The organism is Advenella incenata, from assembly GCF_004217095.1.
GTDB classification, from domain to species: domain Bacteria; phylum Pseudomonadota; class Gammaproteobacteria; order Burkholderiales; family Burkholderiaceae_B; genus Advenella; species Advenella incenata.
In genome coordinates this window covers 380,060-398,682 of record NZ_SHKO01000002.1, presented here as the reverse complement: position 1 = coordinate 398,682, position 18,623 = coordinate 380,060, and the positions used below count along the sequence as shown (strand labels likewise).

Sequence of the window (18,623 nt, the reverse complement as noted above, 5' to 3'; positions counted from 1 at the left end):
TTGATATAATATCGTGTTTTACCGGGCTCAATTAATTCGGTCGGGCTACTACTTCAATCATTACACATTAGACGCCCCGCGTTAGGCCTACGGCGTACTACTTTGTATCGGATTTGGTCCTTGCAAATCCTGACGGAACAAAGACTAACATATCTAACCCCCTCTATTAACCAGACTGCTTCCTCAGCAAAGTACCCTTAAATTTGAAAGGACCATCTAAGTTCATAAATGATTAGGCCGATCTTTGTGAATTTCATTTTCCCTTTTATATATTTCTTCTATATTCGTCCCAATGTAGAGGCTCTATCATCGAATAAATTATCGTTGAAGAACCGTGATGCCTTGAGATGGATTTTAGTTTGAATTTCGGTTAAATCAGGTGCGAATCGCATAACAAGCGCATTAATTGGCTTTTTTTTCTTATACGCCCTACTACTCCAACCCAGAATTGGATTTTCCGAACCGCTATATATTTCGTATTGCAAAAGCCTCGAGTCAGGCTCGATTGAAGCGATAATTTTATTGTCAAACAAAGCAACCAAACGCGAATTAATTTCTTGCAAAGATATATCAATGCCAAAATGAAGCCTGACCTCAATATCGCCCACACCCTCACATTTATGAATAATGTGATCCACAATATTTAAATATTCGTCGGGTTTGAAACTTAGTATCCGTTTATGTTCGAAAAGCACATCTTTCTTTTTAGTTTCCCCGGAAAGATAATAAGTTCCATTATCGAAGTTGCATTCAAAAATATGAGAATCACCCAAATTGGTATCCGTCGGCATAAATACTTTGTTCGTAAACCCAACGGTGTTGTGCGCACGATCACTAACAAAATATTTCCTCCATTTGTCGTTCTCATAACTATACTTTCCCGAATCAGAAATCAGTTCAATGCCTTTATGTATAAAGACAAAGCTTAATTTATCTGAATGAGCATGAGAATATGAAGCAGACGTCGCGTGAAAGATGAGCGCAGCATTGTCATCCGTCGGAGTATCTGGGTGAGTTCTAACAATCGCGTACCCAGAGCCGAGGTAGGCTTTTGAAATATAACAGATATCATCTTGCACAAAGTCACAAGAGATTTTTGATTTTAACAGCATTCCTTTGTCATCGGAATCGCCGATGAGATAAAAATAACCGCTTGGGCTCGTTAACCAAGCTGAAATTTCGTCCTTTTTGTCTTGAATAGCAGTTATTCTAGCTTGGGTTTGTGCAAATAGCTGTGTCGGTATTTGGCAAATCAAATCTGCAGTATATTTATGATAAAAAGGAGAATTTTCTGAACTAACATTTTCTTCAGTAAAGTTCAAATCAATCAACTTAGACAATTGATACTCACAAAAATCTATTTTTTCCTGAGATGTTTCATTCCGAGACCAATATAGCAATCGGAGGCCTAATATTTGCCATACTCCATGATTATTATATTTTAAATTTTTTTCGTTTTCCAAGTATTCAATATGACGGTTAATGATATCACCAAGAATTCGACTATCTCTTGTGGAAAGCTCAATTTTTTCTTCATTTAACACGTATAAAAATAAAGCCAAATGCATCGCTCGTGTTCCGACTGCCATATCATACCAAGCAAAAGAATTTTTCCCATTACTTATTTCTAAAGACTGATTCCAATCTAGAAAAAAAGTATAAAGCTCCTTGAGATATTTATACTTTTTCGATGAGAAATAAACCTTCCAAATAGGTGCTAAAAATTTCCAAGAGCTTAAGGCGAACTCAATATTTCTGTCGTTACGAGGCCCATAGTTCATTGGGACAAGAAGCGGAATAGGAGCAGCTCCGACTCTCGGAATATATCCTAGTCGTTTCTGAGATTCATAATCTCCAAAAATCACTCGCCTGAAATATATCAACTGTTTGTAGCGACCGATGGCAACAGCTTGAGGAATCTTCCACCTGATCGCGGGCGTGACTGATATACGATTCGAGTTTGCTCTCGATTTTTCTGATCGCTTCACATTGCGGTGGAAACAAAGCACATGATATTGCCCTGCCTTATCCGGCAAAGGGAATTGTATATGCCGATGACTAGAATACCAAAACTCGTTGACCTTCTCATTATGAAGCATCAGATAAAATGCATATTCATCTCCATCATTGCTAATGGGATTATCCACAATAGCGTCTAACACTAAATCGTTATTTATTAACCTGACTTCCATGCTTAATCCATTTCCCTGTGATTTTCTTGTACTTCGACGTATGCGTATTTATCTTAGACCCGCTTTTTGCTTCCACTCGATCCAGGTTTTCGAGATCCACCGACATATCAATTAAAAAATCAGCGGTGCCTATTACGGGCATTTTCGGTTTATTTCTAATTTTCTTCGAAAGATACGCAAATTGCAATTGACTTGCAACATATCCCCCCCGATCCTTAGGTCGCAAAGCAACTACCGCGGCGGTCCCCCCTTCAATCTTGCATCGTTCCATCCTTATGTTAGTAAAAAGTACAGTGTCCGCCTCGAACGAAACAACAGAACTATTTGATGTTTCAGTATTAGTTAAAACAGCATCCGAAATCAATATATTTTCTAAACGAGGTGCAAAATCCTTTTCATTTCCTGTATATATCCGCAAAGCATGTTTTACGCAATCCAGCACCTGAGAATTACCAATGTTAATGTTGCTGGAACTTAATACGGATATTCCATACTGTCCTGAAAACGAATTTTTATCCCTTTTAATTCTCAGTCTATCCACATTGACCTGATCGCATAATGCGATAAACAGCGATGAAAAATTCGCCCCCTTGTCGCGACAGTCATAAATATCTATGCTGGTCAAATTTATATTAGTATGGAGTGTTTTTTTTGGGTTAAACCCCCTTATTTTTATTCCACATCCCCCTCCAGATTGATATCCGACACCTGGGCGATATACTTTAATTCCAGTAAATGTTACAGCATCGATCTGGTATGCTCCACCCAAACGAATACCATGTTCACCAGAATCAGAAATCCGCCAATTAGAAAACCGTAGATCTCGAGCACTCTTGTGGCCAATCACACTTTCTACCAGCAACCCATTATCTCCGGGAGAACCTTTTGAGTTCCGTGATAAGCCTTGCAAAGTTGCATTATCAAACTGACAATTAACACAATCCCGGACATAGACACCACGACGATAATTAAGTATGTCGATCTTCTTGATACTCGAATCCTTCAACAACACGCAGGCGACCGGATAGTCCCAATTTTTAATCAAAACCTCCGCTACAACAATATTTGAACATGTTGCATTTTCGGTACCAACGGTGAGGGCCACGTACTTAGATTTTGATTTACTGCCAGTGATTTCTGAATTCACAGAAACTCTATTTATCGAAATTGAGGAGCCTTGAAGATGGATGCCACGCTGGTTTGTATTGTTTTTTACTAATAACGTAATGTCGTCTATACGAACATCGCTATTTATTTCAATGGCGTATTCATCATTATTTGTGGGAATTTTTTTAAACACCGAACCCTGAGTTTCCACGTTGATTCCCTGGGGAATAATCAATGGCCCTTTAATCGCAAATATTTTTTTAGGATTCAGGCGCACTGTTTCCCCTGCGTTAGCCTTGGAAAAAAGGTAATTTAGTGCTTCCGTGTCATCAGTAGTTCCATCGCCGGCTGGATCAACTATAGTTGCCGCCAAATTGTGAGAACTATTCTGTTTCGAAAGTACTTGGGGCGGAGCCACGTATTCGAAAAGGATCAAAGCGAGTGATCGAGTTATAAATCTTCGTCTGCCGTCCATATTCCTCAACTCAATGGTTCTTTAGCAATATTGATACACGTTTTCTATTCACATCAAATCCATTTGCTTCCCAATAGGAAGCATTTTCCTCCAGCTCATTAATTAAACCAATAATCAACTCTTTTGGGGGAGCCACGTGACCATCACCCCAGTTTGGACTAACTAAAGTGTACAAATTGCTTTCATATAAACCCACCCCTTTTAGATCACACTCATCGGATACGCCGAGCGATCTTAGAAAATACATTAGATGCTCCTCGTAATGCCAATCATTCCGATTTTGCAAATAAAAGGTTTTGGGTAAAAACTTGAGCCTCTTAAAGAGAGGCACTATATTATGTTCAATACCACAAGCTTGCAGTGCAGAGTCCAGAGGCACTTCCAAATTATTATGATTAAAAGCTGCCTTCAAATAATCGCGTACTAAATGCGCGTGAAAACGAGCGATGTCCACCTGAGGATTTACCGAGATACCAATACAATTAATCAATCTATTTGAATAGAATAGCGTCGCAAACCCTCCCCCCGAAGATCCAAAGAGTATCGTGCGACAGGCCCCGATCGCGTAAACAATATGGTTCACGAATCTTGGTAAATCAACTTGTAATCTTAAATTCTTATTTCCAGCATACCAAGCTAGCGTCAAAGTTGGATCAGAATGCAAGCTCGGATCACTGACCAGAATCGAACTCGATTTCATTTTTCGTGACAGCCCAAGGCCGGTAAATATTGGCTCGTTTCCTCCGTCACGCTTTGCTGCAGCGGCAAGTGACACAAAGCATGTATCAGTTTTTTTATTCACCACTTTAAAAGCTAGAGTAGCTGTTTCTCGAGTAACGTAATGCGTACCACTTTCGAAAATCTCTGTAGCGAAAAATTGCTCTTCATTGGAATAGAAAAAAATACCATCCGCTTTCGTATAATCAGAGAAATTTTCTACATGAACAACCTCTGATACCACTCTTTGCTGCCCAGATCTCGCGCTTTCCTTTCTAAAACAAATAATGTAATAGTGTCCTTTCAGCGCCGGAAGTACAAATGTATGAGATATTTTGCACGAATACCAACTGACGGCAACTTTTACTGGTGGTAAGGAGCCTCCCTTTCGCATTAAGTAAAAAGCATACTCATCGTTTTCTGAACCGCTCTCATCATGGACATTTGCCGTAAAATTTGCGGATCCCCGCTTATAATCAATGCTTATTTTCATAAAAAATTGAACGACTTCTCAAAAGTAAATTTAATATAATAAATTTTACATATTTATTCTTGATTTTCCAGAGAAGATCCAAGAAAAAAATGATCGTAACGTTGCTGCCTAGTTAATTTATAGCCCGGATATAAATGAAATAACAAATGCAATTTAACATTTTTATTGCGCCATTGGTTCAAGCTCGAGTTTGAACCAACTATTCGAATTCTACCGTTTATTGCATTGACTTGTTCAAAGAAACGGTGAAATTGTCCCTATTCTCAATATCTGAATTAGTCAACAGTTACCTATAATAAGCTTAGTTTATGAATATAATTAACCTTTTAAACGCGCCAAATATAGACACGGCCAAGCGTAAATATATTCTTGACACTAATTCTCGTATTTCACGAGCTGTAGTCGCTAAAGTGTAAAGGTTCTAGCCCGTGACACGAGCCATATGCCTAAGAGTGTAGAATACGATGTTTATATTGACACACGCGTTTCGCATTAGATGGAATTGAGAAATATTTGGGTAACTGCAGCTTATGACTAACAACAAATGGAACACTACTTCTTCAATATATAATTCACTCAGCGATTTTTGCATTACTCCCGCTCAATCATCGCTCGTCAGTTTTCCGGATCAGAAAGGACAGTATGACTTTCTATTAAAAATAATGGATAACAGGCCATTAATAGTTTTTTTTAACGCTGCATTTACCGGCGCACAAAAACAGAACGGGACGAATCAGAATCCAACTGCCGACTCCTCTGCTTCCAATTCAATACGTAAAGGACTTCGACTACCTTCTTTCAGTGGCTACAATTTGTTGGAGCAAGTAGATGCATCTTATGTTTGCATCAACGATCCCAGTCTTTACCTCTCCGATAAGCTGAACCTCGCATGGTACTTAGGTGCTAACGATATACACGCGCAGACGGTAATTGTTCAGGTGTTGAAAAAAATCATAGATCAACTGAAGCCCAGTCGGCTAATTTTCGTAGGAGGGTCCGGTGGCGGTTATGCCGCAATGTATTACTCCTCTTTTTTCTCGGAATCATTAGCTCTACCTTGGAATCCACAAACTGACATTTTTAAGTTCATTCCTGATTCGGTGACGACTTACCTTCGACATGCTTGGAATTTCGACGGTAGCATCGAGGAAGGGAAAGATTATTTGCAAGGAATAATAGAGACTGATTTGTTCTCAAGGTACACCAAAGAAAATCCGTCCTCTTCTAATTATTTAATTTATCTTCAGAACGCATCTGATCACCACCATATTGATGCGCATTTAAAACCATTCCTCAGCAACTTAGGAATTAGCCAACCTACGGAATTGACGAGGGTGGGGGGAGATTTTAGCCCGAGAAGACATCTAAAAATCATGAATACAGGTAGCGGCCATGCCGCGCCCTCTTTCGCTTCGCTAGTAGAAACACTCAACAATCTTGCAACCACTGATTTGACCTGGCATGAAATGTTTGCTTCAAATAAGATTAACGAGATTATCTCAATAAGAGGAAGATAATGCGAAATTTTTTTATTATTCTCGGCATAGCCTTCGCTCTTTATGTATTTTTAATCGCACGAATTAGTATTCGTAGAAAAATATCTGAGCGCCAAACCGACCCACAGCCGACGCGTTCAGCAGACTTCCATTTAGAGAAAAACAACTTATCTGATTGCCCAATAGATCCTTTACCAGTCATTAACGCACGAACGCTCGATGATAATGGGGAAACGTTGCTAAAATGGAGAAGCCCGCCTGTAAACGGAGTAGACACTGTCAATATATACGGGCGAGTGAGTGATGATCCCATAAACGCAGTCTTACTCGCAACAGTTAGCGCAGAAAGCAATACTGAAGGATTCTATTACCATAATAGACGTGGCAAACCGTGCTGGTACTGGATTAGCGTAGTGTATTCAGACGGTCAAGAATCTGAAAAATTGTTTGCTGGCTCTCAGGGAATGGTAAGATAGTTCAAGCGAGCTTTCTTATCTATACAAACAGCTTAATCGTACTACTATAGATAGGAGTCCCCGGCCGTGGCAGCTTACTTCACAGTTTGCTTACATTGACGTAGCATAAGTCGAGAATCGATGCATGGCGGCGCTAAGCCTTAATGCCCTCTTACAGACAATTCAACTATGAAAGAATAAAGTAAGCTGTACGTCGGATATTTTTATATCCGACCGTCTTTTCCACAAGCCAATCCCAACTCTCAATTCTCTACAAGAGTGCGGAATGGAAAACTGTTGTGCCCCACTTAACGCAAGACCCGCCCCTGTTTGCAGATAGCTAAAGAATCCGACCGTATCCGAATATTTCAACCCGACTTCGGCTCTATCGCATTCGATTCCACCAAAGTCCACACAAAATAAAGCATTATTTTCGATTACATCTGAACCACATTCAACTTGATATTCGATGATCGCATGAGAGAATCCGGCCATATTCTCGGGCATTATCATCGAGCTGGACCACAATACATCGGTACTCAGTCTTTGTGCATGATCAAGGCAACGATATACTTGGATTCTTGCGTTCCCGTCCGTACGTTTGACATATTTTTTTAGTCTGGGAACAATAATATTAGCAACCACGCTAGATCCGATCGCGTTGGTATGAACGTCATCAAAAAATAATTCTTTGTTCTCATTCATTGCTAAATGCAAATCTAGCGAATCAAAATCTTGCCGTTTAAATAAACCAAATAGTGCACCGTAAATCCGTTCCCGCCTAGCAACCATCCTTGCATAGTAGCTATGATCCAGTTTGTAAAAATTGTCGTCAATAATGCTTATATATGGGGTATTTGCTATCAATAAATTAATGTTAAATAATTCACAAAACATCTTCAATGACATATATAGCTTCGTCAGGTCAGCAATATTCTTTTCAGAGATATTTTGACGGGCGCGCTCCAAGTCAGTTGTTTGATCTAGCGTAGAAAATAATCTATATTTATTCCAAAACCCGCTATCAAAACTGAGGGCATGAACGTCATTAATAGAAATTACGAATACAATCGTGCAAGGCGCATAGGGTGCAATTTTATTGATCACCACATTGAACAAATTAAGCGAAGTCGACCCCGATACACCACTATTGAGTACCTCCACGTAGTACCCTTGCGCAATTAACTGCCTTTCTATTTGGCTGTGTATACGATGATTTTGCGAAGTATACATATTCTCAACAAAAGACCCTCCTAACAAGAATATTTTTTGTGGGGCTTTTACATAGTTTCCAGTTATCATAAAACCGTCATCGTTCACGGTAGTCAAATAGGAAAGTTTACGATCCAAGGTAGGTCGGATTTTCCTGTAGTCATCCGACGGTGTGTAGACCCTAACTGTGTCAGGCTCTTGTTCTTTCAATCGAATTATTCGTTTCTTCATATTCTAATAATCAATTTAAGATGAAATACAAATAATTATAACGGACACTATTTAGAAATGTATCCGATTTAAAAAACTCGGAAATTACAGGTGCAATATTAAATTTGCAATTGACCTCAGTTGGAGGTTGTACGAAATTCATGCACTGAGTCAACATCAAAAAAAATAGTCTTGCCGAAATCTTTGGCGATAGTCTGCAATTCCATTTTGGTTTTCTTCATATTCTTTCTCCCAATCACTGTTTATTATGCAATTGGTCATTGTTGCCACCGCCCCAGGCTCAATTAACTGGATACTAAACGCATATTGCATGTGCTCTTCTAGCGCATCGAGCCGGTATGCAATGACAGGAAGTCCAGTTAATGCCGCTTCCAACACGCCATAACCGAAAGATTCCGCAAGAGAAGTACTACAAAAATATCCCCTGCTATTTACCGTAGCACGGTATAACGTTGCCATATCATGTTGGGTTAGATTGAAAAATATCTTGAGCCGTTGTTCGACTTTTTTCTGCCGTACTTGATACATAACTTCGGCTAGCCGCGTTACACTATCTTCCAGACTTACAACCATAATTCCAAAAAAAATGCAAGGTAGCTTGGAAACGAGCTCTATAAAATCTTTAAAATTTTTACTTTTATCAAATCTTCCAACCCAGACTATCGGGCGAGACTCTGAAGGTATATCGCATAACAAGAAGGATTTCCCAAGGGGGGTAAAAATCGAGGTGTCTACTAAATTAGGTACAATTTTTAGGGTCGTCAAGTTAATAAATGGGGATATCAAATCATACGAAAATTTGCTCGGAACCCATACTTCGTCTAATATAGATAGGTCCAAATTGTCTAACTCGTTAAGTATTACTCCAATATCTGAGGAATGAAACTCATAAATTAGCTTGCGAGTCCGATGTGCTGTTATCTTTACTAGCTCCGCCAAAGTAGTAATCCTAACTTCGTCATATTTAGACCTACTTAACTCCCCAGGCAACATTGTCAAGATATCTGCTTTATCAACGATCTTTACCCTTACATTTGGTAGGGCTGCCAGTGCAGACATGCCTCCGAAATTATTAAAAAAAATAAAATCGAAAGCGACGTTTTTCTCTGAAGTTGCCCGGCTTTTATACACAGTAGCCATACCACCACGGCTACAGTTTGGGTAAATCGTCAAAACACGTTTATTCAAAATTTTCATTTACACATTTCATGAACGAGAGTGCGCTAGTTTGCCAATTAAAACGGGTAAGAAAGTCGATAAGACTTGCTCTATCTGAATAGCTCACTCTGCGAGTTAGCACCGTTGTCAAGCACCGACAAAATTCGTCTTCATTGGAATACTCGTATATATACGGGTTATTATGACGACATCCTAAAGGGGAGGTAATTGCCGTGACTCCCATCCATAAGTATGAATGTAATATCAAAGGATTTATCGACAGACTTGCAGGGCTCTTTCTCCATGCTATAAGTCCAATTTGCCATTTACTGATTATTGATTGATAGTCGCCAGCAACTCGATCAATGCACTCTATCGTAAGATTAGCTGGTATTTTCAATCGGCATGGGACGTTATAACCAATGAAGTGAAAATTTAATTTTGGAAATTTATTGATAATTGACAAGACAAGTGGCCAATCGAACCAAGCCGGATCTAGGCTGCCCAAATATCCCACCACGCTGTTAGCAGCATGACTTGCGTGTACTTTCCCTTCGATCTGTTCCATCTCTAACTGGTAGGAACCATTAATGTTTGAGTTTGGAATAAGAGAAAATTTGGATGGATTTACGCCAAAGCAGATTGCTTTATTTAATAGTCTATGACTGGAAGCCGTAACTCTATCCACCAACTTAACAATCATCGATTCCACTTCAAAGTGATATGAGGAAATCAACTTTAATCTATGCATATCTTCTACATCGTATTCGATATCATAGACAGTTTTCCAACCCGATGATTTCAGGCGATGGACAGCGCCAAAGACATCTATATTTGCCGCCGAGCAAGATACAAAAATATTATGAGGACCCTCAAGTCTCGCGAGCATGGTAAGCAAATCTGCGAAATGCGCAAAAGCTGTACTACGACATAATTGTCCATCTGTCAGGCATAACTCAACTTGATTTCTCGCCGCAGGGAAAATCAACGCAACTCGCACTCCGGTCGCAGAGAGCGCAGACGCCAGGAGCATGCCTCTTACACCGAACAGTTTTCTATCAGATGAAGCATCTGGCACATAAAAAACAATAAGCGGCGTCGACGCGGTCCCGGCATATAACATATTTACTCGTAGCTCAAAACTACTATACAACGAGTTACGTTACCCAAAGCTGACATAATCGATCTCCCCAACTCGGCCCGAAAAGCAAAATTACAACTCACTCATTCAAAAACTGCACCAATCAATTTCTGATCTAAAAGATTACGCCTAACCGCTTCAAAAGTAAATGTTTCACTAACACTCAACACTTGCGAAGCAATACGTTCCAATCGCTTTTTATCTTCTGAATAGTAGCTAATTAAATGAATGGCTTCATCAAGAGATTCTACAAATAATGGATATTCTTTACCGAATACTTGTTCGTTGATTTCGTTTCTTGACAGAATAACAGGCACTCCCATGGATGCATATTCAAGTATTTTTGTAGAAAGCTCTCTTGTATTAGCTTCAAGCTCTTGATGCCTATAAGCCCATCCAATATGCATCGCCGGCAACGCCGACAAAAGTGTATCCCGGCTCACCGCTTTATGCCACACGACACCGACGTCATTGGTCAGATGGTTGATCACTTCTGGCTTAAATGACGGGTCGTCTTGCGGATTATGTATTTTGTCCCCAAAAATTTGAAGCTCAACATTCTTCCCTTGAGTACGCAACGCGGAAAACACGTCAAACAATTCTCGAATGCCCCACATTGGGGCGAATTTACCAGCATATACTAACCGTAGCGGCTCCGCGCCACCATCAGATTTGCTTTTTGCGCCGCTAATTACACTCCCCTTTCTATTAGGAATCATCGGAGAAAGAATTGCAGTCTTTCCTATAGATTGTGGAAATAATTCTTCTACATACATTTTAAACTGTTTAGTCTGACACAGCACCCTGTATGAATAATTGAATATTCGATCCATTACCTCAAACTGTGGCTTAGAAAACTGCTCGCGTTGTTGTGGCAAATCGGTAATATATGTCCATAATTTATTTTTCAAAAAAGCAAATTCAGTGGATGTATTACAAAGATCCATACCTCGAAGAATCACACTGTCATAACCGTTATAAGAGTCCTCTCTCTCAATCGCTTCCAAAGCCTCGCTCGGTGTTAATACTTTATTTTCTGGCAACTTAGGCTCGACCAGCCGCACTTTACTGGAAAGATTAAGCAGCGGAGAAATAATATGAATATTCTTGATTCTCGATTTTAAAAATAGAGTCACATAGACATTTTCAATACCAGCTAAAGTTTCTGCGAGAGATACAGCCCAAATGGCAGATCCATCAGTAAGATTTAGATTGACATCACCATAAATTGCCACTCTGTATGTTTTGGAAATTGTATTATCCTCATCCAATGAGGCAGTCGAACCACTTTCAATCAGCTCAATCTCACGCTTGATTGTTTTATCAAATCCTGAAATTGCTCTGACTTTCTCTGAGGCTAATTTCGACATGTTCAAAAATAGATCGGGCTCAAGAAACAATTTTTTTATTCCGTCGGCCAACGTCTTAGCGTTTTCTGGAGGTGCTAAAACGGCGCAACTTTCATCAACGAACTCAGGAATGGCAGCAATCCTGGTCGTGATGGGCACGAGTCCGGAGGACATAGCCTCGTCCCTGGATACGCCTTGTGTGTCCATTCGAGAAGGCACAAGAAATAAACCGTAGTCTTTGTGAAGTGACGCAATGTCACTTTGCGTGATGAAACCCTTATGCACCGAGACATTCGCAAAATCCCGAATCGGTGCCAGCGTGCTATCAAACAATGGACCGTCCCCAACAAATTTAAACGTCAACTCGTTGAAAAACGGCTCATGAGAGAGCATCTGAACTGCTTCAACCGAAAGATCGTTGCCATATATAGCAGAGGCATATGGGCGAACCGACAGGATTTTGGCTCTTGCTTCTGGTTTTTTTTCTGAATAAGCAAAAAAGGTGTTGTCCACGTAATTATGGATCACGGTGTAGTCGGATTTTTCAAACTGGCACCCAAAGTCATTTTGAACTTCGTTTACTAAGTACTCAGAAACAAAAACCAAATGCAACTTATCGCCTAAATGGCCAAAGATGTCTAACCACATTTCCTGCGAAACATCACTCGCCAATTTCGCCTTTTGAAGAGCTCCAGCGTTATCAAATCGCACCGCGCGACGATACCAAGGCTGGATATCGGCTCCATGCACCCAAATGAAAATATTGATTTTTCCAGCATACTTTTTGAGTACGTTCCATATCTTATGATCGATAAAATGAACAATAATCTTTGTGACAGTACCCTGGCGTAACAAATTATCCAAGAATTGATAATCGGAGCTTAGTATATCGATACCTTCAAATTCACGATATTCAATATTCACGTGTTCCGAAACGCGGAATACTTCGAAATCAAGATTTTGCTTTTTGTACTCTTTAATGCGGGAATGTAAAAATCCGTATTTATAAAGATCGCTATAATCAGGATACTGTTTTGTTAATACTAAATTTTTAGAGTTCGATAACAAAACGCTCGGCTTTTCGCGAAGGTCTCCCAAGATCAGGCGTTCGAATCTCGATTCTCCTGGCCCTTGAAAACGAAAGCCTAGTTTTATAGATTTACAGTTTTTGGGAATTGTGATGGAGTAAGCAGCACCCACTTTATTCATTGCGTGCTCTATTTTCTCACCCTTATCATCAAGGAAGACGTAAATTGTTCTTGCATCACCTACAACGTCTCCGTCACATAACAATTGGAACCTATTATTGGCCTCGAAATTTAGCTCTGCCCTAGTAAAAAGCTTGGTGAGATAAATATATTTATGTTGATCCGCCGCCAATGTAGATTTGACCGCCAGCTTTGAGTCAATGAGAGAAAACTTCAACGTATTGGCTATCTTCTTGGGTAAATAAGAGTGGAGCTCTTTTGCTGAAATGCCAGGCAGTTTTTCTGCCGAGTCGACTGATGCCGCTCGAGAACTCGGAGCTATTGTATCCACAATTCGATAAACCGTATTTTCCAGATCCAAGCCCGTATTATCGATGTCTATATCGTCTACGATTGTACTGATACGGGATGGATCTAATGACTCCATACCCATACAATAGTTAAATTCGTCGATACTAAAAAAGCTCCCTTTAATCGTACCATTATTTATATCTGCTTTCGACTGCAAATTCATTGCTTCGAAAGCCGCAACATTGAATAATGAAGACCGCGCGCATAACGAATCAGCGCTTTTATATTGCGCACCATCGTTGGCTAAACTGATAGCTCCTTCCTTGGCACAAATATAGTGTGCCGCCTTCCCCACTACTGCAAACTGGCCGTAAGACTTTGCTAATGTCAAATCTGTTAGATAATTAGGCCCATAATAATCGTTCTCGCTCAATGGCGCTACATACTCTGTTAAGCCGTTCTTAATTGCAGGGACCAACAGCTTAGGGTCGCTCAAGATCACTATCGAGTCGTCGACTCCACTATATGAGACCCCCTTAGAAACTACAATATACAATTTTTTGGATGCATAGGTTTGCCGCCCGTAATTCGATACCAAGATGTCAAGTGAATTAGTATCATCTGCAAATCCCACCATTGCGATATTCGGCTGTGGCAGAGAAAGCTTTTGATCAGTTATCTTTGATATTACAAAAGCTAACCGATGGCTATACGTATGCTCACCTAACACTTTCCTCAGACCCGCCAGCCTGAACTTTCTATAATAGACCTCATCTTCACAAAGTTCTTTTAGACGTTGGAAAAGTTCTGATTTAGCATCTGATGACACAACCAAATCACCGAATAGGGTTCTCAGACCTCTTGAGAAATTACTCACCACGATTGTGTTCGACGCCATTAATTCAAATACTCGCCGAGCAAACATCGTTTGCGAGTACTTAATTGTATTCATGTTAATCCCAAACTTATAGCCTTTATATGCCTTGTCGATCTCCTCAACAGGTAAGCATCCGACGATACTTGCATCATATTTTTCTGGAAATTTCAGATGAGGATGTGGATTATCGAAATTTCGATCGTAAATATCTACGGACTTAAGCTCTTGCCCAACATCATAAATATTGTCGAAATCTCGCTGACGTTCGGGATAACGTAGGTAGAACGAACCAGCAAAGCTGAACGCGTCTTTACGTTCAAAATGCTCTATAGGATTATGACTTGTGGGCTGTGCCGCGAATGGTAAAAGATATACGTTATCGTGCCCGACCTCATATTTATATTTTTCTATACAATCTACATCAGTAGTAAAAACTATATTTACACGTTTGGCGATAGGTAGAAATCGTCCAAAATGAAAAGGATCTTCCTTATTCCAGAAAACAACAGGTATCTCACTATTCTTGCAATAGTCAATCAGCTCAAATACCTCGGATGATGCATCGCTTACTTTCTTAGCCCAAGCCTCATCTGCCCCCTTCCATGCTGATTCCAAAAACAGGATATCTGGCTTCGATTCCAGAATTTGTGCTTTCCATGATTCCGGTTTCAATTGAAACAAATTACATTCGCTTTTAAACGAATGATATGTAAACTCATCCATTATGCAAGCAATGCGGAGTTCTTTTAAGTTTGAAACCAGAGAAGCCAAATCAGAAGGCCGCTGGGATTGCACCGCAGTGTTTTCGGCCATTTCTGAATCATCAAAAAAAACAACTTTTTGATCTGGCCTCATGAAATTATCGCCTACCGCGGTGCTGGCTCCAAGCAGCTCCTGTCGATCCGAAGCTGAAGTTTGAATTGAGGGATTGTCCTGCAAACTATTAGGGCGTGGTTCAATCCTTTTAGCGTCCACTTGGCGCGCCCGAGCAGGAGTAGTCTGCGACTGAAACTCACTAAGTTGATCTTCTGAATCCCCTGCACCAATTGCAGCCTTAGACACCGCCGAAATTTCCAGTTTAGCATCTTGCCTACGAGCTCTTGAATCGCGCCGGATTTCAATTAAAGTACCGGGCAACTTTAAAAACCCGCTCCATGATTTAAAGCCATGAATTAAAGCAAATCCCAATCTAAAGGACAAAGTACCCCTGACAGATTCGACCTGATTTTGAAGGTTAATTGCCTTTTTTTCTAGCGATTCAATCCTGATCTTTTGTTTTCTTAATAACTCTTCGGCCTTGTTACGAGCACTTCGTCTTTCAGCTATTTCCGATTTCAATCGATTAACTTTCCCGCGCACCAAGCGACCATATTCTAACTCTTTCGCCAACTGAGCTTCAACGCCAAGATACCTATCAAGTAGCAATGTATATTGCTCTTTTTCCGATAAGCTTTCATTTTTTTCAATCGCGCTATCGTCGATAGTGCGAGATGTGTGATTCGATTCTGGCGTATTCATGCGCTATCTTTCCCAACGAGCTAAATATTTAATTTCAGCGATACGATCTATCAAACAATAGAAAACTAAACTACTTCCAATACAACTCAGTAGTTAACGTTTCTTCGGATATAGCATATATGTGCTTTATAACCATATCCAATCGAGATCGTTCCGTACTCATCCGCACGGAACGATCTTAATGCACCGATCATTTACATTTTTCTACCAGATCCCTTTGGTGTCGACCAATCGCTGCATTGATTCAAGAACTGGTTTTCTATCTACGAACTCCTTGTGATCGACAAGTATCACCAATATATCGGAGCTTTTTACTACTTCGTCCAAATTATGGCTCAACGCAATCTTGACCGATTGCAATGATGATGGTAACGCCTCAATATTCGGCTCTACTGCAGTAACCTGTCCAGGATACGATTTGCCCAATGCCAAAGTGATTTCGAGAGCAGGGCTCTCACGAAGATCATCAATATTCGGTTTAAAAGCCAGTCCCATGCAGCCTATCTTGATTTCCGCAGTTTTTTTCCCAGCATTCACTAAATCTTGTACCGCCAAATGTACTTTTTCCTGCACCCACTCAGGCTTGTGATCGTTGACCTCTCGAGCCATTCTAACCATCCGAGCTTCGTCAGGGGTTTTATTAACAATAAACCATGGATCTACGGCTATGCAATGCCCCCCCACTCCGCACCCGGGTTGCAATATGTTCACACGCGGATGGTGATTAGCTAATTTGATTAGTTCCCATACGTTAATCCCAAGCTTGTCGCAAATAAGAGAAAGCTCATTCGCAAATGCTATATTGACGTCTCGAAACGAGTTCTCTGTCAATTTACTCATCTCAGCCGTTCGAGCATCAGTTACTAGCAACTCGCCCTCGACGAAAATGCGATATACATCAATTGCCTTTTGAGAACATGCCTTCGTGATCCCACCAATGATACGATCATTTTGAACCAATTCGCGAACGACATGACCTGGTAAAACACGCTCTGGGCAATAAGCCACATGCACATCCATATCTTTACTTTCACCACTGCTTGGAAACTTCAAATCAGGTCTTGCCTCGGCCAGTATTTCGATCATCTTCTCCGTAGTTCCAACCGGCGACGTCGATTCCAATATCACTACATCGCCCTTTTTCAAGACTGGCGCGATCGATTTAGACGCAGCTAAAACATACGATAAATCTGGCTCGTAATTATCTTTAAATGGAGTTGGAACAGCTATTAAAAACGCATCAGCCGGCTCGGGGCTATTTGTCGCTTTTAAATACCCGCCCAAAACCGCAGCTTGAACGATCATATCGAGCTCAGGCTCGACAATATGGATTTTCCCTTGATTTATGGTATCAATCGCATGTTGATTGACGTCCACTCCGATAACTTGCACCTTTCTGGATGCAAACATTGCCGCTGCCGGCAAACCGATGTAACCTAGCCCGATAACAGAAACCACGGTTGATGCTGATTGAATTGTCATTTACTTTCCTATTAATTTTTCGGCTGGATTCACGAACGATTGCGGATTGCATCCACAATCCGTTCACATGCTTTACCATCTCCGTACGGATTATGAGCGAAGCTCATTTGGCGGTACGCATCGTCGTCACATAACAAAATGGCAACTTGACTTTCAATGTGCTCCGCATCCGTCCCAACTAGCTTAACGGTCCCTGCCGATACTGCCTCTGGTCGCTCTGTTGTGTCACGCATTACCAGCACCGGCTTACCTAAAGACGGAGCCTCTTCTTGAATACCACCCGAATCGGTAAGTATTATTGAAGCACGACTCATTAAATACACGAATGGCTGGTAATCTTGAGGTTCGATCAGATGAACATTGAATACCCCCCCAAGAATTCGGTTCACTGGCTCGCGAACGTTCGGATTCAGATGGACCGGATATAAAAAATCAGTCTCTGGAAAACGTACCGCCAGCGATTTTATTGCTGTGCAAATATTTATAAATCCACTACCAAAATTTTCCCGCCGATGCCCAGTAATTAAGACTAATTTGCTACTAGCTCGTAAGAACGGGAACTGATTCGCAATACGAGCTGAGAGGGATTCATCAATAGCCAGTTTTTCTTTTACCCACAAGAGCGCGTCTATGACGGTATTCCCTGTCACAAAAACGTTCTTTTTGTCGACACCCTCATTGATCAGATTTTCCTCTGCTTGAGTTGTCGGAGCGAAATGAAATTTCGCAAGTGCACCGGTGAGTTTACGGTTTGCTTCCTCAGGCCACGGCGAATATATATCGCCAGTTCGCAAGCCAGCCTCAATGTGGGCCACCGGGATTTTGTGATAATAAGCAGCTAAACTAGCAGCAAAAGTAGTGGATGTATCTCCATGTACTAGCAAGAGATCCGGCTTACTTTCAGCCAATACAGCTTCAAGCCGATTTAATATTTCAGTCGTAATCCCAGCCAGAGTTTGACCAGGCTTCATAATATTCAGATCGTAATCTGGAACAATATCGAATAAATTTAACACCTGATCCAACATCTGGCGGTGCTGGGCAGTTACACACACCATACTTTCAAAAAAGTCGTCAATTTCGAGCAATTTGACCAATGGAGCCATTTTAATGGCCTCCGGTCGTGTACCAAACACGGTTAGAACTTTCATTTAATCCTCTTAATTTAGATGCCTCTAATTATAATTGTAATTATGGCGAGTGGCATCTTTATGAAACCAA

General features: G+C 40.7%; 11 protein-coding genes. 2 read left to right on the top strand and 9 right to left on the bottom strand.

All coding sequences use genetic code 11. The features are described from left to right. Window positions 1-278: 278 nt before the first annotated feature. Genes EV681_RS13055 through EV681_RS13045 form a run of 3 tightly spaced genes read right to left on the bottom strand, consistent with a single transcriptional unit; the run spans window position 279 to window position 4,984 of the window. On the bottom strand, window positions 279-2,192 hold the full coding sequence (locus EV681_RS13055) for a heparinase II/III family protein (protein WP_130304233.1): 1,914 nt from the start codon (window positions 2,190-2,192) through the stop codon (window positions 279-281). After that, window positions 2,170-3,774 carry a hypothetical protein gene (locus tag EV681_RS13050; protein WP_130304232.1) on the bottom strand — a complete coding sequence of 535 codons (1,605 nt, stop codon included), beginning with the start codon at window positions 3,772-3,774 and terminating at the stop codon, window positions 2,170-2,172. The genes EV681_RS13055 and EV681_RS13050 overlap by 23 nt, the downstream gene beginning before the upstream one ends. A gap of 10 nt (window positions 3,775-3,784) precedes the next feature. Then, window positions 3,785-4,984 (bottom strand): hypothetical protein, encoded by a 1,200-nt coding sequence (locus EV681_RS13045; protein ID WP_130304231.1) that lies wholly within the window; start codon window positions 4,982-4,984, stop codon window positions 3,785-3,787. 530 nt (window positions 4,985-5,514) lie between these two features. On the opposite strand from EV681_RS13045, the gene EV681_RS13040 reads away from it, so the two are divergent. Continuing rightward, a complete protein-coding gene (locus EV681_RS13040; RefSeq protein WP_130304230.1) occupies window positions 5,515-6,501 on the top strand; it encodes a hypothetical protein in 987 nt (328 codons plus the stop codon). Next, the gene (locus tag EV681_RS13035; RefSeq protein WP_130304229.1) at window positions 6,501-6,956 is read left to right on the top strand and encodes a hypothetical protein; all 456 of its coding nucleotides are present in this window, start codon (window positions 6,501-6,503) and stop codon (window positions 6,954-6,956) included. Before EV681_RS13040 ends, EV681_RS13035 begins: the two co-directional genes overlap by 1 nt. 162 nt (window positions 6,957-7,118) lie before the next feature. Here the strand turns inward: EV681_RS13035 and EV681_RS13030 are convergent, their stop codons facing one another. The 6 genes from EV681_RS13030 to wecB form a co-directional block, all read right to left on the bottom strand. Further along, window positions 7,119-8,285, bottom strand: coding sequence for an SGNH/GDSL hydrolase family protein (locus tag EV681_RS13030; RefSeq protein ID WP_130304228.1), 1,167 nt, complete (start codon window positions 8,283-8,285; stop codon window positions 7,119-7,121). A 249-nt stretch (window positions 8,286-8,534) separates the two neighbouring features. After that, window positions 8,535-9,575 carry a glycosyltransferase gene (locus tag EV681_RS13025; RefSeq protein WP_130304227.1) on the bottom strand — a complete coding sequence of 347 codons (1,041 nt, stop codon included), beginning with the start codon at window positions 9,573-9,575 and terminating at the stop codon, window positions 8,535-8,537. Then, a complete protein-coding gene (locus tag EV681_RS13020; RefSeq protein WP_130304226.1) occupies window positions 9,559-10,659 on the bottom strand; it encodes a glycosyltransferase family protein in 1,101 nt (366 codons plus the stop codon). The genes EV681_RS13025 and EV681_RS13020 overlap by 17 nt, the downstream gene beginning before the upstream one ends. 101 nt (window positions 10,660-10,760) lie before the next feature. Beyond that, the gene (locus EV681_RS13015; RefSeq protein ID WP_130304225.1) at window positions 10,761-15,920 is read right to left on the bottom strand and encodes a glycosyltransferase; all 5,160 of its coding nucleotides are present in this window, start codon (window positions 15,918-15,920) and stop codon (window positions 10,761-10,763) included. A gap of 204 nt (window positions 15,921-16,124) precedes the next feature. Next, on the bottom strand, window positions 16,125-17,402 hold the full coding sequence (gene wecC / locus EV681_RS13010; protein ID WP_130304224.1) for a UDP-N-acetyl-D-mannosamine dehydrogenase: 1,278 nt from the start codon (window positions 17,400-17,402) through the stop codon (window positions 16,125-16,127). Window positions 17,403-17,431: 29 nt separating this feature from the next. After that, the gene (gene wecB / locus EV681_RS13005) at window positions 17,432-18,553 is read right to left on the bottom strand and encodes a non-hydrolyzing UDP-N-acetylglucosamine 2-epimerase (RefSeq protein WP_130304223.1); all 1,122 of its coding nucleotides are present in this window, start codon (window positions 18,551-18,553) and stop codon (window positions 17,432-17,434) included. Between the last annotated feature and the right edge of the window lie 70 nt (window positions 18,554-18,623).